Annotated in this window: 33 protein-coding genes; 17 read left to right on the top strand and 16 right to left on the bottom strand. The window is 62.8% G+C overall.

What is annotated here, in order from left to right; genetic code table 11:
• The first annotated feature begins 99 nt into the window (after positions 1–99).
• Positions 100–930 carry an AraC family transcriptional regulator gene (locus NKI05_RS15110; RefSeq protein ID WP_023697700.1) on the top strand — a complete coding sequence of 277 codons (831 nt, stop codon included), beginning with the start codon at positions 100–102 and terminating at the stop codon, positions 928–930.
• A 6-nt stretch (positions 931–936) separates the two neighbouring features.
• Here the strand turns inward: NKI05_RS15110 and NKI05_RS15105 are convergent, their stop codons facing one another.
• A complete protein-coding gene (locus NKI05_RS15105) occupies positions 937–1,872 on the bottom strand; it encodes a bifunctional helix-turn-helix transcriptional regulator/GNAT family N-acetyltransferase (protein ID WP_023747749.1) in 936 nt (311 codons plus the stop codon).
• 79 nt (positions 1,873–1,951) lie between these two features.
• Entirely contained in the window at positions 1,952–3,139 is a 1,188-nt protein-coding gene (locus NKI05_RS15100; RefSeq protein WP_352792560.1) for an MFS transporter, read from the bottom strand.
• Positions 3,140–3,308: 169 nt separating this feature from the next.
• On the opposite strand from NKI05_RS15100, the gene NKI05_RS15095 reads away from it, so the two are divergent.
• Entirely contained in the window at positions 3,309–3,935 is a 627-nt protein-coding gene (locus NKI05_RS15095) for a TetR/AcrR family transcriptional regulator (RefSeq protein WP_023816297.1), read from the top strand.
• Here the strand turns inward: NKI05_RS15095 and NKI05_RS15090 are convergent.
• Positions 3,932–4,801: a hypothetical protein gene (locus tag NKI05_RS15090; protein WP_023816298.1), complete on the bottom strand. Its 870-nt coding sequence runs from the start codon at positions 4,799–4,801 to the stop codon at positions 3,932–3,934. The two genes, NKI05_RS15095 and NKI05_RS15090, sit on opposite strands and share 4 nt — an antisense overlap.
• An 82-nt stretch (positions 4,802–4,883) precedes the next feature.
• Here NKI05_RS15090 and NKI05_RS15085 point away from each other — a divergent pair, with 82 nt between their 5' ends.
• The 3 genes from NKI05_RS15085 to groL all read left to right on the top strand — a co-directional run bounded on the left by NKI05_RS15085 (position 4,884) and on the right by groL (position 7,882).
• Positions 4,884–5,681: a class I SAM-dependent methyltransferase gene (locus NKI05_RS15085; protein WP_023816299.1), complete on the top strand. Its 798-nt coding sequence runs from the start codon at positions 4,884–4,886 to the stop codon at positions 5,679–5,681.
• Positions 5,682–5,866: 185 nt separating this feature from the next.
• Entirely contained in the window at positions 5,867–6,163 is a 297-nt protein-coding gene (groES, locus tag NKI05_RS15080) for a co-chaperone GroES (RefSeq protein WP_006203049.1), read from the top strand.
• Positions 6,164–6,226: 63 nt separating this feature from the next.
• The gene (gene groL / locus NKI05_RS15075) at positions 6,227–7,882 is read left to right on the top strand and encodes a chaperonin GroEL (protein ID WP_023709705.1); all 1,656 of its coding nucleotides are present in this window, start codon (positions 6,227–6,229) and stop codon (positions 7,880–7,882) included.
• 71 nt (positions 7,883–7,953) lie between these two features.
• On the opposite strand, the gene NKI05_RS15070 is transcribed toward groL, so the two are convergent.
• Positions 7,954–8,562, bottom strand: a complete 609-nt coding sequence (locus NKI05_RS15070) for a TetR/AcrR family transcriptional regulator (RefSeq protein WP_023697706.1) — start codon at positions 8,560–8,562, stop codon at positions 7,954–7,956.
• A 102-nt stretch (positions 8,563–8,664) separates the two neighbouring features.
• Here NKI05_RS15070 and NKI05_RS15065 point away from each other — a divergent pair, with 102 nt between their 5' ends.
• The 3 genes from NKI05_RS15065 to NKI05_RS15055 are packed head-to-tail and all read left to right on the top strand — an operon-like array spanning position 8,665 to position 10,570.
• Positions 8,665–9,675 carry a zinc-dependent alcohol dehydrogenase family protein gene (locus NKI05_RS15065; RefSeq protein WP_352792556.1) on the top strand — a complete coding sequence of 337 codons (1,011 nt, stop codon included), beginning with the start codon at positions 8,665–8,667 and terminating at the stop codon, positions 9,673–9,675.
• 41 nt (positions 9,676–9,716) lie between these two features.
• Positions 9,717–10,166: an OsmC family peroxiredoxin gene (locus tag NKI05_RS15060; RefSeq protein WP_023697708.1), complete on the top strand. Its 450-nt coding sequence runs from the start codon at positions 9,717–9,719 to the stop codon at positions 10,164–10,166.
• Positions 10,167–10,183: 17 nt separating this feature from the next.
• On the top strand, positions 10,184–10,570 hold the full coding sequence (locus NKI05_RS15055; protein WP_023697709.1) for a nuclear transport factor 2 family protein: 387 nt from the start codon (positions 10,184–10,186) through the stop codon (positions 10,568–10,570).
• 71 nt (positions 10,571–10,641) lie between these two features.
• Here NKI05_RS15055 and NKI05_RS15050 read toward each other — a convergent pair whose 3' ends face one another.
• Both NKI05_RS15050 and NKI05_RS15045 read right to left on the bottom strand, forming a co-directional pair.
• Entirely contained in the window at positions 10,642–11,157 is a 516-nt protein-coding gene (locus tag NKI05_RS15050; RefSeq protein ID WP_023671510.1) for an OsmC family protein, read from the bottom strand.
• A 56-nt stretch (positions 11,158–11,213) separates the two neighbouring features.
• Positions 11,214–11,639: a GFA family protein gene (locus NKI05_RS15045; RefSeq protein ID WP_023734267.1), complete on the bottom strand. Its 426-nt coding sequence runs from the start codon at positions 11,637–11,639 to the stop codon at positions 11,214–11,216.
• A 182-nt stretch (positions 11,640–11,821) separates the two neighbouring features.
• Here NKI05_RS15045 and NKI05_RS15040 point away from each other — a divergent pair, with 182 nt between their 5' ends.
• On the top strand, positions 11,822–12,814 hold the full coding sequence (locus NKI05_RS15040) for an AraC family transcriptional regulator (protein ID WP_023697711.1): 993 nt from the start codon (positions 11,822–11,824) through the stop codon (positions 12,812–12,814).
• 23 nt (positions 12,815–12,837) lie between these two features.
• Here the strand turns inward: NKI05_RS15040 and NKI05_RS15035 are convergent, their stop codons facing one another.
• The 8 genes from NKI05_RS15035 to NKI05_RS15000 form a co-directional block, all read right to left on the bottom strand.
• Positions 12,838–13,449, bottom strand: a complete 612-nt coding sequence (locus tag NKI05_RS15035; protein WP_023689918.1) for a LysE family translocator — start codon at positions 13,447–13,449, stop codon at positions 12,838–12,840.
• A 69-nt stretch (positions 13,450–13,518) separates the two neighbouring features.
• A complete protein-coding gene (locus NKI05_RS15030; RefSeq protein ID WP_023715196.1) occupies positions 13,519–13,899 on the bottom strand; it encodes a YkgJ family cysteine cluster protein in 381 nt (126 codons plus the stop codon).
• 4 nt (positions 13,900–13,903) lie between these two features.
• A complete protein-coding gene (locus NKI05_RS15025; RefSeq protein ID WP_023671505.1) occupies positions 13,904–14,068 on the bottom strand; it encodes a hypothetical protein in 165 nt (54 codons plus the stop codon).
• Between the two features lies 1 nt (position 14,069).
• Positions 14,070–14,477 carry a hypothetical protein gene (locus NKI05_RS15020; protein WP_023814785.1) on the bottom strand — a complete coding sequence of 136 codons (408 nt, stop codon included), beginning with the start codon at positions 14,475–14,477 and terminating at the stop codon, positions 14,070–14,072.
• Entirely contained in the window at positions 14,477–14,701 is a 225-nt protein-coding gene (locus NKI05_RS15015) for a hypothetical protein (protein ID WP_023689917.1), read from the bottom strand. Before NKI05_RS15015 ends, NKI05_RS15020 begins: the two co-directional genes overlap by 1 nt.
• 293 nt (positions 14,702–14,994) lie before the next feature.
• Complete coding sequence (locus NKI05_RS15010; RefSeq protein ID WP_023671502.1) at positions 14,995–15,204, bottom strand: cold-shock protein; 210 nt, start codon at positions 15,202–15,204, stop codon at positions 14,995–14,997.
• Between the two features lie 465 nt (positions 15,205–15,669).
• Positions 15,670–15,999: a YciI family protein gene (locus NKI05_RS15005; RefSeq protein ID WP_023814786.1), complete on the bottom strand. Its 330-nt coding sequence runs from the start codon at positions 15,997–15,999 to the stop codon at positions 15,670–15,672.
• Positions 16,000–16,029: 30 nt separating this feature from the next.
• Positions 16,030–16,683: a glutathione S-transferase family protein gene (locus NKI05_RS15000; protein ID WP_023684314.1), complete on the bottom strand. Its 654-nt coding sequence runs from the start codon at positions 16,681–16,683 to the stop codon at positions 16,030–16,032.
• A 171-nt stretch (positions 16,684–16,854) separates the two neighbouring features.
• Between NKI05_RS15000 and NKI05_RS14995 the strand changes: the two genes are divergently transcribed.
• Positions 16,855–17,034: a CsbD family protein gene (locus NKI05_RS14995; protein WP_023671498.1), complete on the top strand. Its 180-nt coding sequence runs from the start codon at positions 16,855–16,857 to the stop codon at positions 17,032–17,034.
• A 50-nt stretch (positions 17,035–17,084) separates the two neighbouring features.
• On the opposite strand, the gene NKI05_RS14990 is transcribed toward NKI05_RS14995, so the two are convergent.
• The gene (locus NKI05_RS14990; RefSeq protein WP_023814787.1) at positions 17,085–18,209 is read right to left on the bottom strand and encodes a metallophosphoesterase; all 1,125 of its coding nucleotides are present in this window, start codon (positions 18,207–18,209) and stop codon (positions 17,085–17,087) included.
• 129 nt (positions 18,210–18,338) lie between these two features.
• Between NKI05_RS14990 and NKI05_RS14985 the strand changes: the two genes are divergently transcribed.
• A complete protein-coding gene (locus NKI05_RS14985) occupies positions 18,339–18,932 on the top strand; it encodes a hypothetical protein (protein WP_023814788.1) in 594 nt (197 codons plus the stop codon).
• Between the two features lie 18 nt (positions 18,933–18,950).
• Here NKI05_RS14985 and NKI05_RS14980 read toward each other — a convergent pair whose 3' ends face one another.
• Positions 18,951–19,637 carry a TetR/AcrR family transcriptional regulator gene (locus NKI05_RS14980; protein WP_023689911.1) on the bottom strand — a complete coding sequence of 229 codons (687 nt, stop codon included), beginning with the start codon at positions 19,635–19,637 and terminating at the stop codon, positions 18,951–18,953.
• A gap of 85 nt (positions 19,638–19,722) precedes the next feature.
• Between NKI05_RS14980 and NKI05_RS14975 the strand changes: the two genes are divergently transcribed.
• From NKI05_RS14975 to NKI05_RS14950, 6 genes are all read left to right on the top strand, one after another.
• A complete protein-coding gene (locus NKI05_RS14975) occupies positions 19,723–20,484 on the top strand; it encodes an NIPSNAP family protein (RefSeq protein ID WP_023814789.1) in 762 nt (253 codons plus the stop codon).
• A 128-nt stretch (positions 20,485–20,612) separates the two neighbouring features.
• Positions 20,613–21,374 (top strand): SDR family NAD(P)-dependent oxidoreductase, encoded by a 762-nt coding sequence (locus tag NKI05_RS14970; RefSeq protein ID WP_023697718.1) that lies wholly within the window; start codon positions 20,613–20,615, stop codon positions 21,372–21,374.
• A gap of 4 nt (positions 21,375–21,378) precedes the next feature.
• Positions 21,379–22,464: a glycosyltransferase family 10 domain-containing protein gene (locus NKI05_RS14965; RefSeq protein ID WP_245261743.1), complete on the top strand. Its 1,086-nt coding sequence runs from the start codon at positions 21,379–21,381 to the stop codon at positions 22,462–22,464.
• Between the two features lie 582 nt (positions 22,465–23,046).
• The gene (gene fumC / locus NKI05_RS14960; RefSeq protein ID WP_023671491.1) at positions 23,047–24,444 is read left to right on the top strand and encodes a class II fumarate hydratase; all 1,398 of its coding nucleotides are present in this window, start codon (positions 23,047–23,049) and stop codon (positions 24,442–24,444) included.
• Positions 24,445–24,699: 255 nt separating this feature from the next.
• A complete protein-coding gene (locus NKI05_RS14955) occupies positions 24,700–25,122 on the top strand; it encodes a DoxX family protein (protein ID WP_023671490.1) in 423 nt (140 codons plus the stop codon).
• A gap of 137 nt (positions 25,123–25,259) precedes the next feature.
• The gene (locus tag NKI05_RS14950) at positions 25,260–25,667 is read left to right on the top strand and encodes a DoxX family protein (protein WP_023715186.1); all 408 of its coding nucleotides are present in this window, start codon (positions 25,260–25,262) and stop codon (positions 25,665–25,667) included.
• Positions 25,668–25,857 lie beyond the last annotated feature (190 nt).

The raw sequence follows: 25,857 nt of genomic DNA, 5'->3' as shown, positions 1-25,857 counted from the left end.
AGTCGACCAGCGCCCTTCGATTTTACGACAGGCGCAATTTCGATCAAACTGGCCTCGCAAAAAGCCGGCAGCATGGTGTGGCCAAATGCGAGGAGACTCATGAACCCGACCGAGAAAGCGCTGTGGTTTGTCGAGAGCCATTTGCCGGAAGCGATCTCGCTTGAGGATGTCGCGCAAAGCAGCGGCGTCTCGCGCTTTCATGTGACGCGCGCCTTTGGCGCCGCCACCGGCCGTTCGGTGATGGGCTATATGCGCGCGCGCCGGCTGACCGAAGCGGCGCGCAAGCTGGCTTCCGGCGCGCCTGACATCCTCGCGGTCGCGCTCGATGCCGGCTACGCCTCGCACGAAGCCTTCACCCGCGCCTTCCGCGATCAGTTCGGCACGACGCCGGAACTGGTGCGCGCGCAGGGCAGCCTCAGCAATCTCGACCTGGTGGAGCCGATCCTGATGGACCAGTCCTTCCTCGCCTCACTGCCGCCGCCGCGCTTCGAGACCGGCCGTCCCTTCCTCATTGCCGGCCTCGGCGAGCGCTACAGCTGCGAAACCAGCGCGGCTATTCCGATGCAGTGGCAGCGCTTCGGTCCCTATATCGGCAACATTCCCGGCGAGACCGGCGACGTCGCCTATGGCGTCTGCGTCAATGGCGACGATGCCGGCAATTTCGACTATATCGCCGGGGTCGAAGTTTCGGATTTCTCGGACCTGCCGAAGGAGCTTTCGCGGGTGCGGGTGCCGGCGCAGAAATACGCCGTGTTCACCCATGCCGAGCACATCTCCACCATCCGCCGCACCGTCAACACGATCTGGAACAAATGGCTGCCGGCCTCGGGGCACGATATAGCCGACGGCCCCGAATTCGAGCGCTACGGCCCGGAGTTCCATCCGCGCAGCGGCAATGGCGGGCTGGAGATATGGGTCCCGGTGGCCTGAACGCCGCTACAACTCCAGGTTCCAGTTCTGGCCGACCAGATCCTTGCCGAAGGCGTGATGGCGCTCTTCGTCCACCAGCCTGAAGCCGGCACTCTCGTAGATGTGGCGGGCGGCGGTCAGGATGTCGTTGGTCCATAGGGTCAGCGTCTTGTAGCCCTTAGCACGAGCAAAGCCGATGCACTCCTGAACCAGCCGCTTGCCGATGCCGAGGCCGCGCGCCGATGGTTCGACATAGAGCAGGCGCAGCTTCGCCACCGCGTCGGATTTGCGCACGACGAAGACCGAGCCGACTACCTCCCCTTGCCGTTCGGCAATCCAGCTGCGTTCCCATTCTGGATCGAAGGATTTTACGAAGGCGCCGAGGATTTCGGCGACCAGCGCCTCGTAGGTTTCGTCCCAGCCATATTCCTGTGCGTAGATCTGTCCTTGGCGGCGCACGACCCAGCCGATGTCGCCGACCTGCAAGGGGCGCAGCACATACGGCACTTTGGACTCCGGGCTGTCGCCCAGGAGTTGCTGCACCGTCTGCATAGCCTTGGCCAGCCGGTCCTGTTCGGCAGCGGGAAGCCGCGCCAGCAAGGCGGCGACCTGGTCGTGCGAAGCCCGGTTCAGCGGCACGAAGGCCTGCCGCCCCGCCGGCGTCAGCGTGATCGACGATTGCCGCGCATCCGACGCCAGCGCCGCGCGCGAAATCAGCTGCAGGTGCTCGAACTTCTTCAGGAGCCGGCTGACATAACCGGCATCGAGGCCGAGATCGCGAATGAGATCGCTGGCGGTCAGGCCATCGCGATGCGCCAGTTCGTAGAGCACCCGCGCCTCGGTCAGCGAGAAGGCGCTTTTCAGCAGGCCTTCGTCGAGCAGACCTATCTGGCGGGTGTAGAAGCGGTTGAAAGCCCGCACCGCGTCGATGCGCTCCTTGCCGGGCTGATGATGGATCGTCATGGGAAGCCTCCTGCCCATCAACGATCGGCCATTTATTTGACTTAGTCAAGTATGTACGAGATGCTCACGCGGTCGCTTCTCAGGCGATCGCGCGGCGGCGCCGCGCGATCAGGACGAACAGGCCGAGCAGCACGACGCTGGCCGCCGCACTGGCGGCGGCAAATTCCGGCACCGGGCGAAAATCCTTGCCGTCGATCAGCAGCGATGCCGCGACCGGGCCGATCGCCAGACCGAAAAGCTGGGCCGCCGGCACCAGAAGCACGGCCGTGCGCGTCTCGTCGGCGGTGATCGCCAGCCGGATCTGATAGGGCACGATGAACAGAAGGATGAAGCCCATGATCAAGGCCGCGACCCAGAAAACCGTCAGGCCGGGGCTGCCGGCGAGCACCACGGAACTGGCGACGGCGACCACGCCGATCGCCACGATCGCGAAGCGGTAATCGATGCGCGCCTCGAAGACGGTAGCCGTCATTGCGCCCAGCACCTGCAATGCGAGGTTGGCCGAGACGATCAGGCCGACGGTGCGGCCATCGATGCCGTATTGTGCGCCAAGTGGCTCGAGAAACGCCCAGACCGAGCCGAAGAACATGAAGTAGCAGAAGACGCTCAGCAAAGCGGCAAGCGAAGGAACGGTCAGCACATTGCTGAACTGTTCCTCCTTGGGCAGGTCGGCATAGCTATCGGGGACGATGAAGGCGACCGCCACCGAAGCGATGCAGACGACGGCAAGGACGATGAAGCCGCCTGCCGATCCGGCGGCCGGGATGACGTAAAGCGCCACCAGCAGGGCAAGGGCGCATTGCGCCAGGGTCTGAAGGGTGACGAAGAAGCCGCCGATGCGCTCGGCCCGGCGTGAACGGGCGATCAGTTCCGTGGCGACCGCCACCAGCCCACCCTCGGCGAGGCCTGCCACCGCGCGGGCGGCAATCAGCGAGGTCGAGGTCAGCGCATAGGCGGTCGCCCCGTTCGCCAGCGCCAGCAAGAGCAGAAGGACGGCACTTTTCAAGCGCATATTGTGGGCGGACAGCATCATGGCGATGGCCGCCGATCCGATGCCGATGGCGATCATCTCCGCCGTGGCGACCAGCGCGAGTTCGTCACCGCTGACATGCCCTTCGGTGTAGAGCGCGCCGAGAAGCACCGGCTGCAGCCCGAGAATGAGCAGGCCGACCGAGCCGATCCACAATGCCGAGGCGAGTTGCGCCCCAGTGGGGTTGCCGACCAGCCAGTCGCCGTTCCCGGCATCCGCGTTACCAGCAGAAGTCACGGTCGCCTCCCAACGTCCTTGCCTGACGGCAAAAAAACTGACAGTCTGTCAGCATTTAGAAACTGATACTCGATCATATTCGTTTGTCAATCAGTAGCGGGACTTGGCACCAACAAGGCTGGGGATGGTCTTGGCGATCGAATGGTCTGGGCGATCGAGAGGATGCGGCATGAACGAAGCAGTGCAGATGACGACCGAACCGAGGCGCAGGCCCAAACAGGAGCGCAGCCGCGAGCGCATCGACGCCATCCTGTCGACGACCATGCGGCTGATCGGCGAGAAAGGCATCGACGCCGTCACCATGAAGGAAGTCGGCGCACAGGCCGGCGGGCCGATCGCCACCGTCTATCATTACTTCCCCAACAAGTCGGCGATCCTGGCGATGCTCTACGAGCGATTCTCCGAAGTGAGCCGCGCCCGGCTTGCCGCGATCGTTGCCGACATTGGCCGGCTGGGCGACGTCATCGCGGCGGCCGACCGGCTGCTCGACGACTACTATGAGCGCGTCGCCGGCGACCCCGCCATTCAGGACCTGCAAAACGCCATCCAGGCTGACAAGGCGCTGAAGAATCTCGACATCGCCGAAACCCGGCGCCAGGCGACGATGTTCTGCGACCATGTCGGACCGTTTCTCGCGCCGGAGCGACGCGATGAGTTCGGCCGTATGGTTTTCCTGATCTTCCAACTGGCCGGCGGCGTCGTGCGGATGGCGCTGACCCAGAACCAGGAGGAAAGCCGCCACACCATCGAGGACTACCGGTCGATCATCCATACGCAGTTGGGACTGTTCCTCTAGCGCCCGATTCGACCCCGTCCGGTCTGGTGGATGAGGTTTTCGAAGCCGTCGGCCAGGTTGGAGGTGCCGGCGGCAACGATCTTCGACAGGTTCCTGGCGCGACCTGGGGTCTTGTTGGCATCGAGCAGCACGGCCCTGCCCTCATGCACGACAAAGTCGAACTTGCCATAGTCGAAGCCCAGCTTCCGACGCAAGGCGCGCAATTCGTCGGGAACCGCAACCGGCTCCCGGCGGATGGTGTCGTCGCCCTTGACCAGGCGCTGCGGCGAGACATAGCGGGTGCAGCGCTCCCGATCGCCGCAGAAAATCCAGAACCGCGCCGCAAACCCGTCGGGCTCGATTTCGGGAATGAATTTTTCCACGATCAGGTCGGCACGCCTGAAAATCTCCGGCGCCACATCGGCCAGCGAGGCATGCACCTGATAACGGTCGAAGGTCTGCGCGCCCGGGAAAGGCACTGCCTTGCCGGCGCGAACGGATTTTCGGTTGAGCTGCTCCTCGGGCGTCCCCCAATGATTGAGGTTGCTCTTGACGATGACCTGGCCGCTCCAGTTGGCACCCTCCTCGAGGATAGCACCGCTGATGCGGCGCTTGGAAATGTCGGTTGCACCAAGATTGAGACAAATCGGAAATCCGCGCGCGTAGTCGACATAGTCCGATGGCGTCACTGTCGCGTCGACATGCAGGACGGCAATATCGGCGTTATGACTTGCCGAGGGTCCACGCATGATCTGCACGGAGTGCCCGCGCCGTTTCAGCTCCGCCAGGACGTCGAACAACATGTAGGGGCTGTCCTGGCGCAGCAGGAGGCCCCGCCGGCTCTGGAAGCGGTCAAATTCATGCGTTATGACGGCAATGCGGGCCATGGCCTTTCCATGCATGAGGTAACTCGCAAGGCAACCAACAGCCTGGAAGGAATATGTCCAGCCTTTCCCCAAGCCGTTCCACATGACTGAGCATTGGGACGCAATTCGCCGTCACTGGCGGCTTCTCGGGTCGCCGCTGTGTCCGCCCCCGGAAGCTGTCGCCGCCTATGAGCGCGAACTTAGCCTGCAATCGGTCGATGTGGTGCTGCTCGGGGTCACGCCGGAGCTTGCCGGCCTCGGAAGGACCATGCTCGCGATCGACGAGTCCACTGCCATGATATCGGGCATCTGGCCGGGCGATACCGCGTCACGCAAGGCGGTGATCGGCAACTGGCTGGAGCTGCCGCTGGGCGACGAAAGCGCCCGGGCGGTGATCGGCGACGGCTGCCTGTCGGCGCTGGACTCCTCGGTAGCACGGCAGGCGCTGCTTGCCGAGATTGCGCGTGTGCTGAAGTCCGGTGGGCGGGCTGCATTGCGCGCCTATGCAAGCCCTCAGGTGCCGGACGATCTGCAGGAGGTCCGGGCGCTGACGCTTTCCGGTGGTGTCGCGACCTTCCACGAACTCAAATGGCGCATTGCCATGGCTTGTGCAGGCAGCGATCCCGACCGCGCCATTCCGGTGCGGGCGATCCTCGACGCCTTCGATGCGCTGTTTGCCGACCGGGAGGCCCTTGCCGCGACGACCGGATGGGAGATGCCGGTCATCGGCACCATCGATGTCTATGCGAATTCGCAGACTGTCTACAGTTTCGCCCCGGCGGCGACGCTGGTCGAAGAGGCGAGCCGGTTTTTTGACAGTGTCCGCCTCGCGCCGACAGGGACCTATGGGCTGGCTGAACGCTGTCCGCTTCTGGTGCTTAAATCGCCGCGGCGCCGGTAGGGTCTGCCGTCGGATCGCGGCACGGCTCCAATTGGCACAATTGTGCTCACCGTTCGCCTTGACTCTCGAAAGCCACGCGCTTATTTCAGCGCGACGTTAGCACTCTCCCCAGGTGAGTGCTAACGCACATCCGGCACCGCCGGATCGAGGAACAGCTCTCACCGTTCTCATTCGAGGAAGAAAAAATGGCAAAGTCGAAGTTCCGCCCGCTTCATGACCGCGTGGTCGTACGCCGGGTCGAATCCGAATCCAAGACCGCCGGCGGGATCATCATCCCGGATACGGCAAAGGAAAAGCCGCAGGAAGGCGAGATCATCGCCGTCGGCTCCGGCGCTCGCGACGAAGCCGGCAAGCTGGTCCCGCTGGACGTCAAGGCCGGCGACCGCATCCTGTTCGGCAAGTGGTCGGGCACCGAAGTCAAGCTCAATGGCGAAGACCTTCTGATCATGAAGGAATCCGACATTATGGGCATCATCGGCTGATCATCGGCCTCACCGTCAACTAATTTCGGGCTTGATCGCAAGCCCCCTGCCAGGAGCTAAAAAATGGCTGCTAAAGACGTAAAATTCTCCCGCGACGCCCGCGAGCGCATGCTGCGCGGCGTCAACATCCTCGCCGACGCAGTGAAGGTCACGCTCGGCCCCAAGGGCCGCAACGTCGTCATCGACAAGTCGTTCGGCGCACCGCGCATCACCAAGGACGGCGTCACCGTCGCCAAGGAAATCGAGCTTGAAGACAAGTTCGAAAACATGGGCGCGCAGATGGTCCGCGAAGTTGCTTCGAAGACCAACGACATCGCCGGCGACGGCACCACGACCGCGACCGTTCTGGCGCAGTCGATCGTCCAGGAAGGCCACAAGGCCGTTGCCGCCGGCATGAACCCGATGGATCTGAAGCGCGGCATCGACCTGGCCGTGACCGAAGTCGTCGCGGCTCTCGGCAAGGCTGCCAAGAAGATCAAGACCTCCGAGGAAGTTGCCCAGGTCGGCACGATCTCGGCCAATGGCGACGAGTCGGTCGGCGCCATGATCGCCGAAGCGATGCAGAAGGTCGGCAATGAAGGCGTCATCACGGTTGAAGAAGCCAAGACCGCCGAGACCGAGCTGGAAGTCGTCGAAGGCATGCAGTTCGACCGCGGCTATCTCTCGCCCTACTTCGTCACCAACGCCGACAAGATGGTTGCCGAGCTCGAGGACGTCTACATCCTACTGCACGAGAAGAAGCTGTCCAACCTCCAGGCCATGCTGCCGGTTCTCGAAGCCGTCGTGCAGACCTCCAAGCCGCTGCTCATCATCTCGGAAGACGTCGAAGGCGAGGCTCTGGCCACGCTGGTCGTCAACAAGCTGCGTGGCGGCCTGAAGATCGCCGCCGTCAAGGCGCCGGGCTTCGGTGATCGCCGCAAGGCCATGCTGGAAGACATCGCCATCCTGACCGGTGGCCAGGTCATCTCGGAAGACCTCGGCATCAAGCTCGAGAACGTCGGCCTCAACATGCTCGGCCGCGCCAAGAAGGTGTCGATCTCCAAGGAGAACACCACCATCGTCGACGGCGCCGGCAAGAAGGCCGAGATCCAGGGCCGCGTTGCCCAGATCAAGCAGCAGATCGAAGAGACCACGTCGGACTACGACAAGGAGAAGCTGCAGGAACGTCTGGCGAAGCTCGCCGGCGGCGTTGCGGTGATCCGTGTCGGCGGCGCGACGGAAGTCGAAGTCAAGGAAAAGAAGGACCGCGTCGATGACGCCCTCAACGCGACCCGCGCGGCCGTGGAAGAAGGCATCGTTGCAGGCGGCGGCGTCGCACTGCTGCGCGCTTCGGCCAACATCAAGGTCACCGGCGTCAATGCCGACCAGGCTGCCGGCATCAACATCGTTCGTCGTGCACTGCAGGCTCCGGCCCGTCAGATCGCTTCGAACGCAGGTGCTGAAGCTTCGATCGTTGCCGGCAAGATCCTCGACAACAAGGGCGCGACCTACGGCTACAACGCCCAGACCGGCGAGTATGGCGACATGATCGCCATGGGCATCGTCGACCCGGTCAAGGTCGTTCGCACCGCTCTCCAGGACGCGGCTTCGGTCGCCGGCCTGCTCGTCACCACCGAAGCCATGATCGCGGAGGCCCCCAAGAAGGAGTCTGCTGGCGGCGGCATGCCTGGCGGCATGGGCGGCGGCGGCATGGGCGGCATGGGCGGCATGGATTTCTAATCCAAGCTATCTGGCTTATGCATACGGAAAGGGCGCCGAGAGGCGCCCTTTTTGTTTTGGAAAGCGGATGGTTAGGCGGCGCTGTCCGCCTGCCGCGCAACCTTGCCTGCAAGCACCGCCTGCTCGACAAGCGCCGCGACCTCGTCGGCCACCACCAGCACCGGGCCACGATCGCGGGTGGCCCTCGCAATCACCATCAGCCCTTCCAGCGAGGATTCGACCAGCAGTGCCAGGGCATGCGCCCGGCGTTCGGGCACTCCTGCCCTGACAAAGGCCTGTCGCAGCAAGCCGATCCATTGCTCGAAAGCCGATCGGCAGAGTTCCGCCAGTTCCGGCACATCGGTGGGTGAATCCAGCACCACCGGCGCGATGGGGCAACCCAGCGAAAAATCATTGTCCTCCAGCATGCGCCCGACCGACTGGTAGATGTGATGGACGGCCACTGCAGGATCGCTCTCGGCTGCCAGTGCTTCGCCCAGCCTTTTCGTGACGTCGGCAACGCTGTTGCGCGTCACCTCGATGACCAGTTGGTCCTTGCCGCCTGGGAAATGAAAATAGAGCGAGCCGCGCGGCGCCCCGCTGGCGCCCAGAATGTCGTTGAGCGAGGTGCCGTGATAGCCGCGCTGCCTGAGCAACAGGCCTGTGGTCTCGAGTATGCGGGTGCGGGTGTCGTTGGCCATGTCAACCTCTGTCAGCAGTGACGCATTATAGGCCTTGCCAAGAATATGACAATCGGTCTATATAATATGTGGATCAGTCTATATACTATTAAGGAGAGTGACATGCGCAGCTACCGTCTCGAAGGGTTTGGTGGAACCGAATCCCTGGCGATGCGCGACGAGGCGCGGACGGAACCGAAACCGCATGAGATCGTGGTGCGAGTCCGCGCCGCCTCGCTCAATCGGCGCGACACGATGATCCTTGGCGGCACCTATCCCTTGCCGGCGCGGCAAGGCATCGTGCCGCTGAGCGACGGAGCCGGTGACGTCGTCGCAATCGGCGATGCCGTCACCCGTTTTGCCGTCGGCGACCGCGTCACCGGCAGCTACTTCGCCCGCTGGATCGATGGCCGCATCAATGCCGGTCTGATCGACCAGCTCGGCTGTACGCTTGACGGCATGCTGACTGAGTTTGCCGTGCTCGACGAACAATGGGCGGCGCGACTGCCCGATCATCTGAGCTGGCACGAAGCGGCGACGCTGACCTGCGCCGGCGTGACGGCCTGGAACGCGGTGACCGGGACCCGGATTCCGAAGCCTGGTCAATGGGTTCTCAACATCGGTTCGGGTGGCGTTTCGCTGTTTGCTCTGCAGTTCGCCAAGTTGCTCGGCTGCCGGGTTGTCGCCATCACATCGCGCGCGGAGAAGGCCGACAGGCTGCGGGCGCTGGGCGCCGACCTCGTTGTCTCCAGCACCGACATACCGGAATGGGGCGGCTGGGCGCGCGAGCAGACAGGCGGAGTCGACCTCGTCGTCGAAACCGGCGGCCCGGCCACCTTCGCGCAGTCGCTGATTGCCAGCACGCTTTATGGACACATCGTGCTGCTGACGCTGCAGGACGCCAGTGGCAGATCGATCGAGATGCCGGCAGCGCTTTATCAGCGCAGCCTCGCCACCATCAGCCGCCTGTTCGTCGGCAGCCGCAGCAATCTTGAGGCCATGCTGCGCGCCGTGTCGCAGCATCGCCTCAAGCCCGTTGTCGACAGGGTCTTCCCCTTTGCCGAAGCCCCCGAAGCGTACCGCCACTTCCAGCAGGGCGACGTGTTCGGGAAGGTTGTCATCGACTGCGCCTGACCCAATTGCCCGCTTTTCAACCCCGAATCAGGAGAACGACCATGACCATCCGTGAAGCTTCCGCAGAATGGCAAGGCACGCTGAAGGAAGGCGGCGGCCGTCTGCGGCTTGGCAGCGGCGTCTTCGAAGGCGCCTATTCCTTTCCGTCGCGGTTCGAGGACGGTCCGGGCACCAATCCCGAAGAGCTGATCGGGGCAGCACATGCCGGCTGCTTCTCGATGGCGCTGACCTTCATCCTCGGCCAGGAAGGCCACGTCGCCCGCACCATCCGCACCGTCGCCAAGGTGCATCTCGGCGCGACCGCCGCCGGGCCGACGATCACCCGCATCGAGCTCGAAACGGAAGCAGAGATTCCCGGCCTTCAGCCTGCCGAATTCCAGCGTATGGCGGAGACGGCGAAGACGACCTGCCTTGTCTCTCGCGCTTTGGCCGGCGTTACAACCATCACCCTCAAGGCCGAGCTGGCCGCCACCACTGCCACGGAACAATGAAAACCAGGAGGTATGAGATGAGCCAGGACAGCATCACGAGCATTCATCCGGGCGACCACTCTAGCCAGACGGCCGAGATCATGCGTCGCTTCAACGATGTGTTCCAGTTGCACGATCCGTCCGCGCTTGCCGAGTTGGTGGCGCAGGATTGCGTTATCGAAAACACCGTGCCGGCGCCGGACGGCGCCCGCCATGCCGGCAAAGAGGCATGCATTGACCTATGGTCGGCGATCGCCACCCAGCCCGGCACGCGCTTCGACCTCGAGGAAACCTTCGTCGCCGGTGAACGGGCGACGATCCGCTGGCGCTACTTCATGGCCGACGGCAACTCCATCCGCGGCGTCAACCTGATGCGTGTCGCGGACGAGCTGATCGTCGAGGCGATGGGTTACGTCAAAGGATAGAAGCGTTGCCCGGCACTCCCGTTCCCAGCCCGGAATCTCGCTCAAGTCGAGTTTCCGGGCCGGTTTTCTGGTCACTGGATGACGCGGTGCAGCTTCACCGTGGTGCTGGGACTGTTCTGGATGGTCTGGAAGATCACGCAATAGCGATCCGTGAGTTCGAGCAGTTGGTCGAGCTGACTTTGGGGAGCGTCGGTGTCGATGTCGAAGCGCAAGCGGATTTCCTTGAAGCCGACTGGAACACCCGCAGTCACGCCGAGCGTGCCGCGAAGATCGACGTCACCTTCCGCGGAAACTTCGGCGGACCTGATCGGAATTTCGAGCACGGCCGCCGCCGCGCGCATCGAGACACCGGCGCATGCGATCAGCGCCTCCAGCAGCATGTCGCCGGAGCACAGTTCCTGGCCGCTGCCCCCGGCCATCGGATGAATGCCGGCAAGCGCCAGCCCGCGTCCGGTCTCGACCTTGCAGGTCACGGTGGACGCGTCGGCGACGCCTTTGGCCTTCAAGGTGAGGAACGCGGCCTTCGCATCCCTGCGATAGAGATCCTTGATCGGCTCCTGCGTGGCGCGAAATGTTGCGATTTCCATGAACAATCTCCTGTCTTGAATTGTCGTTGTCAAAAATGGCGAGCAGTGGCCGGGCCTTATTCCGGCACCGCGATGCCGGAGCCGCCGAGCTCAGCCGGAAAGTCCCTGAGCTTGGGCAGCCCATCCTTCATCGGCAGCACGGTCTCAGCGTAGTTGACGTGAACCCCAGGCGTGAATTTCACGCCTGGTATGGTTGCCGCATAGACATCGACCAGGCCGAGCGGCGGATGAACGGTCATCAGATGACCACCGCATTTCGTGCAGAACTGGCGATCGCTCATTTCGGTCTTCTCGAACCCGGACAGGAACTCCGCGCCCCTGGTGACCTTGACGTTCTGAGGCTTCCACAGCGTGAAGGCGTTCACGGGAGACGCCGACCACGATCGACACGAACCGCAATGGCAATAGCCCATTGCCTCGGCGGCTCCGTGCACTTCGATTTCCACGGCGCCGCAAAAACACCCGCCCTTATGTACCGTCATGACATTTGTCCCTGGTTGGTTTCGACAGCACTCAGCGCCCTCTCTCGGCAGCGCTTGAGCACCGGTGCAGGTTTAGGAGTTCTGGCCGCGAACTGAATGATACGGCGTCCGCCTCGCTTGACAGCGCGTCCGGAACTCGAAAGGGATGGCTGACCGGCTAGCCGGGTGCGGGACGAAACGGAATGGCCGGGGATGCTCTGTCTGACCTGTTGAGGACGGTACGCCTTACCGGCGCGACGTTTTTTGACATTGAGGGCCACGAGCCGTGGGCCGTCTGCTCGCCGGCGCCATCGTCCATCCTGCCGAAGATCCTGCCCGGTGCGGACCATCTGATCTCCTACCATGTGGTAACGGCCGGTCGCTGCTTCGCGCGCATCGTCGGCCAGGAAGCGATCGCGCTGGAGGCCGGCGAAGTCGTCGTCTTCACCAGGAGCGACCCGCATATTATGTCCAGCAATCCGGCGCTGCGCGCCGATCCGCCGACAGCCGACGTTCTCGACATCGCAACAGCCGGCCGGATGCCGTTTTACATCAACTGCGCCGGCGACGGCGCGACCTCGGCCAGGCTGGTTTGCGGCTATCTCGCCTGTGATGCACAGCCTTTCAATCCACTGCTCGAGGCTTTGCCGCCGGTGATCAAGGCCGGAGCTGCCAAAGGCGATGGCGGCTGGCTCAGCCAGTTCATCAACCTGGCTGTCACGGAGGTGGCGCAAAAGCGCGCAGGCAGTGAAACGGTGCTCACCAAACTGAGCGAACTGATGTTTGTCGACGTGTTGCGCCGTTACTTGGAATCGCTGCCGCCACAAACCACGGGATGGCTGGCTGGCCTGCGCGATCCGCACCTGGCGAGGGCACTGGCGCTGATCCACGACCGGCCGGCGCATAACTGGACGGTGGAGGCGCTGGCGAAGGACTCCGCGCTGTCGCGCAGCGTGCTCGCCGAACGCTTCACCAGGCTGGTCGGCATGCCGCCAATGCATTATCTCGCCAAATGGCGCATGCAGATCGCCTCGGAGCTGCTCAGCGCCGGCTCCAGCAACATGGCCAGCATCGCCGCTGAAATCGGATACGAATCCGAGGCAGCGTTCAGCCGCGCCTTCAAGAAGATGATCGGCCTTCCGCCCTCCGCCTGGCGTCTAGGCATCCGGACCGGATCCGGAACCGACGAAGAGTAGGCCGATGCCTGCCAGATCCTGTTCTATCGATCAGCAAGCGCCAGCTTGGCCCCAAGCATGACAAAGGCGCCGGCGAAGGTGCGGCGCATCCAGGTCAGCACCATCGGCCGCGACACGACATGGCTGCGGATCGAGGCGGCAAAGATGCCGTAAGCGACGAAGACGACGAAGGTCAGCAGCATGAAGACGCTCGAGAGCTCCAGCATCTTGGCAAATGCGTTCGGTTCGGTCGTGCTGACGAATTGCGGCAGGAAGGCAAAGAAGAAGATCGACAGCTTCGGGTTCAGGATGTTGATCAGGATGCCGGAGGTGATGACCTTGGCTGCCGAGCGGGGTGCCGCGTTTTCATCGACGCTCAGGCCGCCCTTCTCCTTCAGCGTGTTCCAGGCCATGTAGAGGAGATAGGCGACGCCGAGATATTTCAGCGTCTCGAAGGCGACAGCACTTGTGTGCAGCAGCGCCGCCAGGCCGGTGATGGCGGCGGCCATATGCGGGATGATGCCAAGCGTGCAGCCGAATGCAGCAGTGATCGAGGCGCGCGCGCCTCGCGAAAGCCCGGCGCTCAGCGTGTAGAGAACGCCGGTGCCGGGCGAAGCCACGACGATCAGCGACGTCAACAGGAATTCGATGCTCATGGTTCCTCCAACGCCCTGCCCGTGGTGGAAGCTATCGGGGGATGTGGGATGAGGCAAGGTGGGCGTCGGCTAGATCGTTGGCATCCCGTGCGCCTTGCGCGCCATCAGGCAATCGTCGCCGCCAGGCATGCAGGCGTGGCAGACGTCCGGGCGGATCTCGTAGATGCCGCAGGCTGTGTGCTTGCCGATCTCGCCCGTAAGCGCCGAACAGCGCACGCCCTCGCAGCGCATCCCGGACAGGTCGGCGGAGACGAACTTTTCCGGAATCCGGTCAAGTTGCGCATCGTCCTCGGTCGAGAAGCGCGGCCATTCGGCCGAGTAGGAACAGCAGGCGCCGCAGCTCTGGCAATCGAAAACCGGCTGGTCGTCCTGTTTTGACGACCGGATATCCCTGGCGGCCAACGCGACCAGCCCAGGTGCTGCGAGATTGCGATCGGCTTGGTGCGGCAAGGCGCTATTTCTTCTTGCCTGCCTTGCCCTTGGGCGTGGCGGCTGGCGCCTCGAACAGATCGGTTGCCGACGGTTCGGCGGCCTTCGGCGCGGCAGCGGGCTTGGCCTGCTTTGCAGTGGCAGCAGCCGGCGCTGCCGGCTGGTCCTTGGTGGAAAACTTTATGGCCATGTCAGTCCTCGTCGGAAAAGCGGGATGATGGTGCGCGCGGATTGCGCAAGCGGCCGATCAGCGCCGAGACCGCTGTGATGTTCATTTCCTCGGGCGACCAGTTCCTCGCCTCGGCAATGTGGTGCGCCGCCAGTTCGCGATGCGTGCTGCCGCTATAGGCGGCATCCTGGTAGGTCACGCGCTCCTGGGTCCTTTTGTCCTCGCGGACATATTCGACCAGATAGTTCGGGGCTTCGGCACGGCCGCGCACGCCGACGCGCACCTGGGCATCGCCATGCGCGCGCTTGCAGCGCTCGAGCTTTTCCAGCACACGGCGGACATATTCGACCGGCTTGTCCAGGCCCGGGACCATGGACGCTATGGTCGCATCGGCATCGATCGGCGTCGGCGGTACGCGCTTGGTGGCCATCAGCGTTTGCCTGCCCGCTTCGGCAGCGCCGCAAGGACTGCGGCCGCTGCCATGTCGTCGGCTTCCTTTTCCTTGCGCAGTTCGCGCAAGCGCGCGGTCTTGGCTTCGCGCGCCTCGCTGACGGCATCACGCTCGGACAGGATGCGGTTGAGTGACATCGACTGGGTTTGCGTCTTGCTGAACAGCGAGCCGGCCTGGTCGGCGGTCTTGGATTGAGTGGTCAAAACTTTCTCCTGTCGGGAGCCTGGTGCCGATAGAGCGAGAGCGGTCTTCGATTACGACCAAAGCAATACGGCAGCGGGGCAGTATGGGCGGTTCAGATTGCTGGAGCGTCCCTTAGCACGTTCCGGCCGGCGTGCGGCGCACTTTTAGCGGCACGACGCACAAAATGAAAAAGGCCAGGCACCGCCTGACCTTCCATGAAAGCGCCGCGCATCCAGTTGGATGCGCAAGGCGCTCCTTTCAGCCTTTCATCGGTGCCAGTACATCCGTGGTCACCGGAAGGCCGAATTCCTTATCAGGCCGCCTTCAACTGGTCGGCGGACATCTTGCCCGACTTGTTGTCGCGGGTCATCTCGTAGCCGAGCTTCTGACCCTCGACGATGTCACGCATGCCGGCGCGCTCTACGGCCGAGATGTGGACGAAAACGTCGGCGGAGCCGTCGTCAGGCTGAATAAAACCAAAACCTTTGGTGGCGTTGAACCATTTCACTGTGCCGGTGGCCATGAAGAACCCTTTCCCTGGCAAATATTCGTTCACCATCGTGCGACTGCACAACAGCGTTTTGTCTCGATTTTTGATGGGGAAGTTCGTCAAAGGCGCGCATCATGCGCGGATAACAAAAGTCGGTCAAACAAATATCGACATATTTCTTATAGACTTCTCTTAGCGCCGAGTCAATTTCTGGTTTGGCCACAGAACAAATTCAACCTGAGGATGCCTGAGGCATAAGCCTCAACTGACGAGGTGGCGGAGCGCAAGGCGTTCCCAAAAAATATTCCACGCCCCGGAACCAATCGCAAGCCGGCGCATTTCCGTGGTGTCAGCAATTTAGAGAGCAATCTCGGTAATGCTGGCAAAAGGACGCCTCCCGCACATTAAACGGTGCGAGAGGCGTTCTTGTATGTGCCGTTGTCTGACACAATTCCCAAGGGAAAACCGTTTCACACTTTTCCTTAAACTTACGCTCGCCTACAGGATCGCGCTGATCAGCGGCAGGATCTCGTAGCGGAAACCGCGGCCGGAGCTCGACACCGGATCGCCGTCGGTGACCGCTCTTGCCTCGGCTTCGCTGCCGACACGCAGGATCAGCAGACCCCAAGGGCCGGCCGGGCCGGCGACCGGCCCGGCCAGGATCATGGTGCCCTCGGCAAGCTTGCCGCGCAGATAGTCGGCATGCCGGCCCATCAACTCCCTCTCCTCCTCCGTCAGGGTGAAGGCGAAGTCCGGCCGAGGCGGGATCAGCCGGCAGTGGAAGATTGTTGGCGCGGTAGTCTCACGCGGTCCATCATTGCTGGCCATCGGTCACTCACCGTGATGTCATTAGTGGTCCTATTCGTCCGGGCCGGGTTCCGGCCAAGTCTCCTTCGCTGCTTCCGCATACCAGTGCCGCATCGCCGGCGTTGCCAACACGGCGTCGACGTAGGCGCGCGTGTCGGGCGCGAGCTTGCCGCCATAGGTGTCGAAGCGGGTGACGACAGGTGCATACATGGCATCGGCCGCGGTGAAATGACCGAACAGGAAGGGGCCGCCTTTGCCGTATTGTTCCCGGCACTGGCGCCAGATCGTTTCGATGCGCGCGCGCTGCATTTCGCCTTCGGCGTCGAGCGGCTTGTGGCCCTTCGGCCGGCGCAAATTCATCGGCCAGCCATAGCGCACCTCGCGAAAGCCGGAATGCATCTCGGTCGCCACCGAGCGAGCCAAGGCGCGGGCGCCGATATCCTGCGGCCAAAGTTTTTTCTCCGGAAACAGGTCGGCCAGATATTCAAGGATGGCAAGGGTTTCCCAGACAATCCTGCCATTGTGATTCAACACTGGCACAAGGCCGGTGGGCGAGACTTTCGCCAGAGCGGCAAAAGTCTCGGGCGTGCGCAGGCGCACGAAACCTTCCTCGAACGGGATCTCCAGATGCTTCATCGCCACCCATGGCCTCAGCGACCAGGACGAAAAGCACTTGTTGGCGATGATGAGCGTAAATTCAGCCAAGGCGGTCTCCCCAAAATTTCGTCACACTAGTCACACGATACGACGCGGCAAAGCGTTTCGGCGACCATATAAGCGACCAGATGCGACGATGATCGCCGCCCAGGGAACCTAAGCCAAGCCGGCCCGTTTGCCTCCTGCGAATGAATCCCCGGAATCCCAGGAGATGCAAAGATGGTGAACAAGGATCAGGTTGCCGGCGTGGCCAAGCAGGTCAAGGGCTCGGTCAAGGAGGCCGGCGGCAAGGCGACCGGCAACAGGCAGACCCAGGCCGAAGGCACGGCCGACAAGACCGCCGGCAAGGTGCAGAAGGTCTATGGCGACGTGAAGGACAAGATCAAAAAGGCGCTCTGATTCGATCTTGCAGGCAATGAGGAAGGCGGCTCAAGACCGCCTTTTTCTTGTCAGAGGCTGAGGCTCTTGCTGAAGGCGCTGGTGAACTTGACCCCGCCCCGGTCGCCCGCCGCCTCGCCCAGCACCACGTCCATGCCGTCCCCGGTTACCCGCACCAGCGCGAAGCCACCCATATAGGCAGCCTTCGGCTTGAACAGGTCGAGGCCGTCGCTTTTGTAGATCATAGGCACTTCGTGCTGATGGCCATGGAAGATGGCGATGACATTGTAGCCCTTCAGCGCCGCCAGCAGCGCCTGGCGGTCGGCCTCGCTCCACCAATGCGGCGCGCCTGCGCCGTCATCGTCATAGGTGCGCTTGGCCGGGTCCCAGCGCTCGACCGAGAAAGTGTCCCAGCCATAGTGCTGGAACAGGATGACGGGACGGCCATCCGCAGCGTAGGTCGTCAGATCCTGCTTCAGCCACGGCAGGCTGCTCACCGCGCCGTGGCCGGTGTCGCCGGCAAACCGGTGGGTCTGGACGAGATGCAGGCCGCCCCAGTCCCAGGAATAGCAGTCGGTGTCGATATCGTATTCGGTGGCCGGCACCGGGGGCTTGAAGAACACGCCGGGGCGATGGTTGACCTCGACATAGTCGCGCAATTCGCGCCGGTACCAGTCGACGTGCGGCGGCGAGCCGTTCTGGTCGAGATCGTGATTGCCGAGGCCGACATAGACCGGCATGTGCACGCGATCGGGACCGACGCCCTGTTGATAGCGCTGGCTGAACTGCAACAGTTGCGTGCCTTCGCTGGGCTCGGTGATCTGGCCGCCGCCATCGTCGGTGATGTCGCCGCCGACAACGAGGCCGAGCGGCGCATCGATGCGGCTGCCGGCCGAACGCAGGCGGGTTGCAACGCCATCGATCTCGACTGGCCATTGCCGGCCGGCCAAGCCATTGAGGACAGCGACATTGCGCAACAGCGCGGCATCGGTCTTGCCTTCCTCCAGGCAGTTGGGGCTGAGGCCGCTCGACATGCGGCAGGCATGGACATCGGCGATGAACAGAAAGGTGGCGTCGATGGGCTGGATGCGCTTGCCGGTCTGGCCAAGCGCGGCGCGCGGCAGCATGCCAGCCATGGCAAGGCCGGCTGCCTGTGCGAGGAAATTGCGACGGGAGAGGACGAGCTTGCGATTCATGACCTGAAATTCAGCACAGCCGGCGCCCCACCGTCCAGTTGCCAGGAATGGCAGGTCGACACGGCACTGAGGCTCTGGCATTTCTTGGGTCATGCTGGCGCGCAGCAAATACAAGCAGAGGGGAGGATCATGAGAGCCGTTTCGATAGGCGTGGTGCTGGCTGGGTTGCTGCCGGCGGCTGCGGTGCATGCCGCCGATTGTGTCGACGCAAAATCGGCCAAGGCCGGCTTCGTTCTGGAAATGCCTGGCGTCCGCAGCGAGTTTCGGCCGGTGGCCGGCGGCATGGTGTCCGTCGCCAACACCTACGAATCGCAATCACCGCAGACACAGTTCCTGTTTGCAGGCCTGATCGAAGTGTTTCGCGACAGCGATACCGGACGGGTGGCGACGATCCCGTTTTCCGATCTGCGAAAACTGTTTCCGCTGAAGACGGGAGCCAAGAGCACGATCGAATTCGTCGAGTTGTCGCCGAACAAGCAGCCGAAGAGCACCAAGACACTGAGCCTGGTCGTCAAGGGCAAGGAGACGTTCAGCGTCGGCGGCTGCAAATACAACGTGCTGGCGGTCACGGAGACCTTCAAGAACGGCGCCGGCGAAACGCTGGACACATTCACCGCGCTTTATGCTCCCGATCTGCAAGCGTCTCTCGCCCGGCGTTACGACGAAGGGACCAGCGCGGAATCGGTGAACGGTTACGAGACGATCAAGCCGCTTTCCAACTAGAACAGCGCAGTTCCGGCCTCAAGGTTTTCCCGGCCGCAGCAGGATCCTGCGACGCCGCTTCGCTCTGCTCGGGAATGGCGGCGTTGAGCTGCCCTGAAGTTCGGCCAGGCAATCGCGCAGCACGCTGGCATCCTGTGCCGCCTTGGCCATCGACATGGCGCCGGAATAGGCAGCGATGGCGAGTGCCGCAAAGCGCTCGGGGTCGGTGCCCTGCTCCCTCCCCGACTGCTGGTCGGCTCGCACCTTGTCGGCAACCGCCTGACGCCATCCGGCAAAGATATCGTCCAGAGCGGCGCGGAAATCCGGGTCAGCGAGCGACAGTTCATGCGCCAGATTGTTGAGCGGACAGCCGCGCACGAAGCCTTGCTGCTCAAGCTCGGTCGCCACCGCCTCGAACACCGCGCGCACGCCTTCGCGCGCCGAGCCTGCCGCCCGTACAGGGTTGATCCAGGTTTCATCGAGGGCCGCTGCCACGCGCTCCTCGATCACCGCCAGAGCGAGCGCCTTCTTCGTCGGGAAATGATGATGCAGCGCGCCGCCGCTGACGCCTGCGGTCGTCATCAGCTCGCCAAGGGCGGATGCATGATAGCCACGCGCCTGGAACGACGCTTCGGCGATATCGAGCACCTTGTTGCGCAGCCCTTCGGGATCGTTGGTGCGTTTTCGCGGCGGCCCTTTCGGAGCCCGAGCAATCTCTGCTGACATTTGCCAACGATAGCAGATTGACAAAACAGGACAACCGGTCTGTTTTATAAACCGGATGATCATCCTGTTTTTTGGAGACGACACAATGACCGTACCCCTGAATGCGCCTGCGACGGCAAGCCTGCTCGCTTCGCCTGTCGTCGAGTTGCGGCAGTACACGCTGAAGCCGGGCCGGCGCGAGACGCTGATCGACATCTTCGACAGTCGGTTCATCGAAGGCCAGGAACACGCCGGCATGACCATCATCGGACAGTTCCGCGACCTCGACCGCCCCGACATATTCGTCTGGCTGCGCGGCTTCGAGGGCATGGAAGCGCGGAAGCAGGCGCTCACCGCCTTCTATGACGGGCCGGTGTGGACGGCGCACCGCGACGCCGCCAATGCGACGATGATCGATTCCGACGATGTGCTGCTCTTGAAGCCGGCATGGCCAGGCGCCGGCTTCGATCTGTCAGGCGCGCAGCGAGGCGCCATGCCGGCGGATGGAAAGCCGAGCGCAGACAATGGCTTGACCGGTGTTGTTGTCATCCAGATTCATCATCTGCGGTCTGGCGCCGAAGCCGATTTCGCCGGCAATTTCGAAACGGATGCCGTTCCGGTCCTTATCGGCGCCGGCGGACGGTTGCTTGGCGCCTTCATCACCGAGCACGCCGAAAACAGCTTTCCCCGCCTGCCGGTGCGCTTGAGCGAAAACGTCTTTATCGCGGTGACGGGTTTCAACAGTCCCGAGGCGCATGCCAGTTACGAAGCCGCAGTTGCCGCTTCGCCCCAATGGCAAGCGGCCGATGTGACCTGGCGGACCGAAACCTTGCGCCTGACGCCGACGTCGCAGTCGCTGCTGCGGTAACCGGATCGGCACGCGGCCAACCGAAGTTCATACTGAGCGATAGGCCGGCGGCTTGACCGCCCTCGCCGATCGGCATTGCCTTCGTGACGCGGGCAACAGCGAGAGCATTCGATGCGACTTGGCCTTCAATGAGACTTTCTGGCAAACGAGCACTGGTGACCGGCGGCTCGGACGGCATCGGCCTGGCGATATCGGAAGCTTTCTTGCGCGAGGGCGCCGACGTGCTGATCGTCGGTCGCGACACCAGCAAGCTCGAGACCGCCCGCGAGACACTTGCGGCGGCGGGCAACGTCGGCACCCAGTCGGCCGATCTCTCGACCTCGTCCGGCATCGATGCCGTGGTCGATCGCGCGAAAGCAACCGGCCCGCTCGACATCCTCGTCAACAATGCCGGCGTCGCTTATCTGGTGCCTTTCGAGACCGTCACCGAGCACCAATTCCAGCAATCCTTCGCGCTCAATGTGACGGCGGCGTTCTTCCTTACCCAGCGGCTGCTGCCGCATCTCGGCGCCAACGCCTCCGTCATCAACATCTCGTCCTACTTCGCCGACAAGATGATCCCGAAGCGGCCGTCGAGCCTGTATTCCTTGTCCAAGGGCGCGCTGAATTCGCTGACCAAGTCGCTGGCCTTCGAGCTTGGTCCGCGCGGCATCAGGGTCAATGCGATTGCGCCCGGCACGGTCGACACCGCCATGCGGCGCAAGTCGATCGACAACCTGCCGGCGGCAGCGCAAGCCGAGCTGAAAACCTATGTCGAGCGCAGCTACCCGCTCGGCCGCATCGGCCAGACCAGCGATCTTGCCGGCATCGCCGTCTATCTCGCCAGCGATGAGGCGGCGTGGACCAGCGGCGGCATTTTCGCGATCGATGGCGGGTATACGGCGGGGTGACCGTTTGGACGGCCCTCGGCCTCGAACAAGCGGAGCACTTGACCAAACTTGCGATACCGCGTCTGTCTGCGGATTGAGCAATGCTTCAGACATTCGTGGTGCCATGCCGTCTATCGATCCACTGATCCTCTTCTACACAACGTTCTTCAGCAAACCCGTCGATATCGCGTCGATACAGTGCGAAATTCCCGGGCGGTGGACACTGGACAAACGACGGATTTCCGAGGCCGCGGCAGTCGTCTTCCATATTCCGAACTTTCGCGAAGTTGGCGATGCCCACAAATACCCTGGTCAATATTGGGTCGCCTGGTCGATGGAATGCGGCCAAAACTACAAGCGACTTGCCGACCCCAAAATCATGCGGCACTTCGATGTCATCATGACGCATGAATCCCGGTCCGATGTCTGGGTACCCTACCTTCCGCGTGCGGTGTGGTGGAAAGATGCGCTGGCCAGACCAATCGTGCCGAAAACGGAAGAAGCGCCGGTCGCACTCTTCCAGTCGGCCGGCCTGAATTATAGCGGCCGTGTCGATCTGGCGAACGAACTGGCGCGCCACATGAAGATCGATTCTTATGGCCGATATCGCAACAACCGATCGGTCTCTGGCCCCGATCTGGGCTCGAAGACCAAGATCGAAACCATTGCGCGGCACAAATTCTGCCTGGCCATGGAGAACTCGATCGAGGCCGACTATGTCACCGAGAAAATCTATGACGCGTTCATGGCCGGCACGGTGCCGATCTACCTTGGCGCTCCCAATGTGGACGAGTTCGTTCCGGAGCACTCCTTTATTGACGCCAGTGCCTTCGCCAGCGCCAGCGATCTTGCAGCCTATCTCCAGCGCCTGATAGCAACGCCGCAGGACTACGAGGCTTATTTCGACTGGCGCTCAAAGCCATTGCCCGACAATCTCGTCAAACGGGTGCAATCATTGGAAACACCCGCGTTCTGCAGACTGATGAGCGTCGTGCGCCAGCGTCTGGAGGCGCGGACAAGCAAGCCTTCCGGACGGCGAACACTTCCGTTCGGCTATAGATCCTATCTCAGGACAAAGCTGCGCCGTTGGAGGAAAAAGGTTCCGAGCTGACGGTCCGCGATCAGGCGCGCTTTCAGCAAAATACGGAGGACAAAGAGCGTCCCTTGCGACGTCGAGACGGCTTCGACCTTGCCGCCATGCATCTTGGCAATCCCCGAGGCTATGTGGAGGCGCTCCCAGGGTGGACTTGAAATTCTCGGCTTCGCGATCCGAAGCTCGATCCGGATGCGATGCCGGATTTTGGTCGGGAAACTGAACAGAAGGACAAGCGCGTAAGCTACCTCATCGCTGCTGTTGCCTGTGAGACGCCGGTACGGATGGTAGTTTGGATCGTGTGGCAGCGTCGCTCGTAGGTAGACGTGAATTGCGCATTGCTGATCCTGGGGGAAGTTTGCGTAGAGCAATCCGCCAGCTCGACATGATCTCATCGAGCAAATCCGCAAGTTTCCGTCCACTTTATGGGATCAAGCCGCACTGAGGAGCAATTTCCTTCACACGAAAGTGGAGGGTGCAGGATCCCGAAGGCCGGCGCTACCGCTTCAACCGATTTACTGCCTGCCGGCCGCAATCTCTGCTTGAAGGCCATTGTGCAACGCGATACGCCGTTGCCGAATTCGATCGTCGGAGAGACAAGTGACCGCTGCCAGGACCAGAACCGAAACCGACACGTTCGGCCCCATCGAGGTTGCCGCCGACCGTTACTGGGGCGCGCAGGCGCAGCGTTCCCTCGGCAATTTCAGGATAGGCTGGGAAAAGCAGCCGGCCTCGATCGTGCGTGCGCTCGGCATCGTCAAGCGAGCGGCGGCGGAAGCCAATATGGAGCTGAAGCGGCTCGATCCGGAAGTCGGCAAGGCGATCATCGAGGCGGCGCAAGAGGTGATCGACGGCAAGCTCAACGACCATTTCCCGCTGGTCGTGTGGCAGACCGGCTCGGGCACGCAGTCCAACATGAACGCCAACGAGGTGATCTCCAACCGGGCGATCGAACTTCTGGGCGGCGTCATGGGCTCGAAGAAGCCGGTGCACCCCAACGACCACGTCAATATGAGCCAGTCGTCGAACGACACCTACCCGACAGCCATGCACATCGCTTGCGCCGAGCGCATCGTGCACGATCTGCTGCCGGCGCTTAGGCATCTGCACGCCGCGCTCGAGGTCAAGACAAAGGCTTTCGCCCACATCATCAAGATCGGCCGCACCCATACGCAGGATGCCACCCCCCTCACGCTGGGCCAGGAATTTTCCGGCTATGCCGCACAGGTGGCCTCTTCGATCAAGCGCATCGAGATGACGCTGCCCGGCCTGCAGGAACTGGCGCAGGGCGGCACCGCAGTCGGCACCGGCCTCAATGCGCCGGTCGGCTTTGCGGAAAAGGTGGCGGCGCGCATCGCCGACATTACCGGCATTGCCTTCGTCACCGCGCCGAACAAGTTCGAGGCGCTCGCCGCGCACGATTCCATGGTGTTCTCGCATGGCGCCATCAACGCGGCGGCCGCCGCCCTCTTCAAGATCGCCAACGACATCCGCTTCCTCGGCTCCGGCCCGCGCTCGGGCCTCGGCGAACTGTCGCTGCCGGAAAACGAGCCGGGTTCCTCGATCATGCCTGGCAAGGTCAACCCGACGCAGTGCGAGGCTCTGACGCAGGTCTGCGTGCAGGTGTTCGGCAACAACGCCTCGCTGACCTTCGCCGGCAGCCAGGGCCATTTCGAGCTCAACGTCTACAACCCGCTGATGGCCTACAACTTCCTGCAGTCGGTGCAGCTGCTGGCCGACGCTTCGATCTCCTTCACCGACAATTGCGTCGTCGGTATCGAGGCGCGCGAAGACAACATCAAGGCCGCGCTCGACCGCTCGCTGATGCTGGTGACAGCGCTGGCGCCGACGATCGGGTACGACAATGCCGCCAAGATCGCCAAGACCGCGCACAAGAAGGGCACCACCTTGCGCGAGGAAGCACTGGCCACCGGGCTGGTCAGCGAGGCAGACTACGACCGGCTGGTGCGGCCGGAGGACATGACGCATCCGGGTTAAGCGATTCCAGGGAAAGTGCCTTGCGTTTCCTCGGGAAGCGCGCAGCCCCTCTTCTTGGGAATTGCGTCAACTAGAATCCGAATTGTGTGGCGGGACAATTTGCTCCCGCCGCTGCTGGCCGCGACAAGAATTTTGCGTCGGTCGAACGATCCCGAAATGTACGTCCTGTGAACAATGTGTCGCCGGACTGGCGGCTTTGGTGAACAGTCGGCTTGGTCTATCTGACGGGACATCAACCCTTTTCGGAGAGCCACCATGTCCATCAACACTTCCGCTGCCGGCGCCGGCATCGCGTCCAACAGTTCCACCACCATCCTGCTCGGCCGCATCCTGCTCGCCGCCATCTTCCTGCTTTCCGGCTTCGGCAAGCTCACCGCCATTTCGGGCACCGCCGGCTATTTCGGCGCCATGGGCCTGCCGGTGCCGACCATAACGGCCATTGTCGTCGGCCTGATCGAATTGCTCGGCGGCCTTGCCGTGCTCGTTGGCTTTCAGACCCGCATCGCCGCCTGGGTGCTCGCGGTCTTCACCATCGCTTCGGCCTTTGTCGCCCATACCGGCTGGGCCGACCAGAACCAGATGATCCATTTCCTGAAGAACGTCGCCATCACCGGGGGTTTCCTGCTGCTGGCTTCCTCAGGCCCTGGCGCCTACTCGATCGACGCCAAGCGCGGCTGAGCTTTCCCTCCCAAGCCTGAAAAAAGCGGCGTGGAATTTTCCACGCCGCTTTTTCGTTGTCTGCCCAAGCGCGCGCCCGTCCCATCCCTGCTAGGATCGGTCTCGAAACAGCCGGCGGACAGACAACGGAGATGACCATGCCCCGCGATGCATTGCTTCTGATTTCCCGGCTGCTGCTCGCCGCCCTGCTCGTTCCCTCCGGCTACCACGCGCTCGCCGACATTGCCGGGACGACCGGCTATTTCGCCGGCCTCGGCATGCCATTGCCGACGCTTGCCGCCTGGGGCACCGGGCTGTTCGAGTTGATTGCCGGTCTCTTGATACTGGTCGGCTTTCAGACGCCGGTCGTTGCGATACTTCTTGCCGCTTTCTGCATCGTTGCAGGCTCCATCGGCCACTACGGCCAGGGCGGCGATGACCCGATGCTCACCTTCCTGCACCAGCAGATGCTGATGAAGGATATTGCCATCGCCGGCGGATTCCTGGCGCTAGCCATGGCCGGCGCCGGGGCCTGGTCGATCGACGGGCGCGGTGCCGCGGTCTGATATCGTCAAATATCGTCCCGGTTGAACCATCGATGCCCGAGGCAGGTCGACCCCCACTCCGTCTCGGCTTCGCCGAGCCCCCTCTCCCCCGATCGACGGGGTAGAGGAAGGGCGCGAGCCTATTGCCGCCAACGCTTTCCAACGAGGCTCCCTTCCTTTCCCTCCGGAGGGGGAAGGTGGCGGTGCGAAG

It is taken from the genome of Mesorhizobium sp. M0771 (genome assembly GCF_040320155.1).
Lineage (GTDB): Bacteria > Pseudomonadota > Alphaproteobacteria > Rhizobiales > Rhizobiaceae > Mesorhizobium.
This window is presented reverse-complemented; position numbering and strand designations above follow the sequence as displayed.

Coding starts and splice junctions, on each gene's coding strand:
- NKI05_RS14975 (WP_023814789.1), top strand. CDS start 19,723: ATGACCGTACCCCTGAATGCGCCTGCGACGGCAAGCCTGCTCGCTTCG.
- NKI05_RS15020 (WP_023814785.1), bottom strand. CDS start 14,477: ATGGCCACCAAGCGCGTACCGCCGACGCCGATCGATGCCGATGCGACC.
- NKI05_RS15055 (WP_023697709.1), top strand. CDS start 10,184: ATGAGCCAGGACAGCATCACGAGCATTCATCCGGGCGACCACTCTAGC.
- NKI05_RS15040 (WP_023697711.1), top strand. CDS start 11,822: ATGGCCGGGGATGCTCTGTCTGACCTGTTGAGGACGGTACGCCTTACC.
- NKI05_RS14980 (WP_023689911.1), bottom strand. CDS start 19,637: ATGTCAGCAGAGATTGCTCGGGCTCCGAAAGGGCCGCCGCGAAAACGC.
- NKI05_RS15035 (WP_023689918.1), bottom strand. CDS start 13,449: ATGAGCATCGAATTCCTGTTGACGTCGCTGATCGTCGTGGCTTCGCCC.
- NKI05_RS15085 (WP_023816299.1), top strand. CDS start 4,884: ATGACTGAGCATTGGGACGCAATTCGCCGTCACTGGCGGCTTCTCGGG.
- NKI05_RS14995 (WP_023671498.1), top strand. CDS start 16,855: ATGGTGAACAAGGATCAGGTTGCCGGCGTGGCCAAGCAGGTCAAGGGC.
- NKI05_RS15050 (WP_023671510.1), bottom strand. CDS start 11,157: ATGGAAATCGCAACATTTCGCGCCACGCAGGAGCCGATCAAGGATCTC.
- NKI05_RS15110 (WP_023697700.1), top strand. CDS start 100: ATGAACCCGACCGAGAAAGCGCTGTGGTTTGTCGAGAGCCATTTGCCG.
- NKI05_RS15095 (WP_023816297.1), top strand. CDS start 3,309: ATGAACGAAGCAGTGCAGATGACGACCGAACCGAGGCGCAGGCCCAAA.
- NKI05_RS14950 (WP_023715186.1), top strand. CDS start 25,260: ATGCCCCGCGATGCATTGCTTCTGATTTCCCGGCTGCTGCTCGCCGCC.
- NKI05_RS15025 (WP_023671505.1), bottom strand. CDS start 14,068: ATGGCCATAAAGTTTTCCACCAAGGACCAGCCGGCAGCGCCGGCTGCT.
- groES (WP_006203049.1), top strand. CDS start 5,867: ATGGCAAAGTCGAAGTTCCGCCCGCTTCATGACCGCGTGGTCGTACGC.
- NKI05_RS15010 (WP_023671502.1), bottom strand. CDS start 15,204: ATGGCCACCGGCACAGTGAAATGGTTCAACGCCACCAAAGGTTTTGGT.
- NKI05_RS15060 (WP_023697708.1), top strand. CDS start 9,717: ATGACCATCCGTGAAGCTTCCGCAGAATGGCAAGGCACGCTGAAGGAA.
- NKI05_RS14955 (WP_023671490.1), top strand. CDS start 24,700: ATGTCCATCAACACTTCCGCTGCCGGCGCCGGCATCGCGTCCAACAGT.
- NKI05_RS15090 (WP_023816298.1), bottom strand. CDS start 4,801: ATGGCCCGCATTGCCGTCATAACGCATGAATTTGACCGCTTCCAGAGC.
- NKI05_RS15045 (WP_023734267.1), bottom strand. CDS start 11,639: ATGACGGTACATAAGGGCGGGTGTTTTTGCGGCGCCGTGGAAATCGAA.
- NKI05_RS15005 (WP_023814786.1), bottom strand. CDS start 15,999: ATGGCCAGCAATGATGGACCGCGTGAGACTACCGCGCCAACAATCTTC.
- NKI05_RS15105 (WP_023747749.1), bottom strand. CDS start 1,872: ATGACGATCCATCATCAGCCCGGCAAGGAGCGCATCGACGCGGTGCGG.
- NKI05_RS14990 (WP_023814787.1), bottom strand. CDS start 18,209: ATGAATCGCAAGCTCGTCCTCTCCCGTCGCAATTTCCTCGCACAGGCA.
- NKI05_RS15070 (WP_023697706.1), bottom strand. CDS start 8,562: ATGGCCAACGACACCCGCACCCGCATACTCGAGACCACAGGCCTGTTG.
- NKI05_RS15065 (WP_352792556.1), top strand. CDS start 8,665: ATGCGCAGCTACCGTCTCGAAGGGTTTGGTGGAACCGAATCCCTGGCG.
- NKI05_RS14985 (WP_023814788.1), top strand. CDS start 18,339: ATGAGAGCCGTTTCGATAGGCGTGGTGCTGGCTGGGTTGCTGCCGGCG.
- groL (WP_023709705.1), top strand. CDS start 6,227: ATGGCTGCTAAAGACGTAAAATTCTCCCGCGACGCCCGCGAGCGCATG.
- NKI05_RS14970 (WP_023697718.1), top strand. CDS start 20,613: ATGAGACTTTCTGGCAAACGAGCACTGGTGACCGGCGGCTCGGACGGC.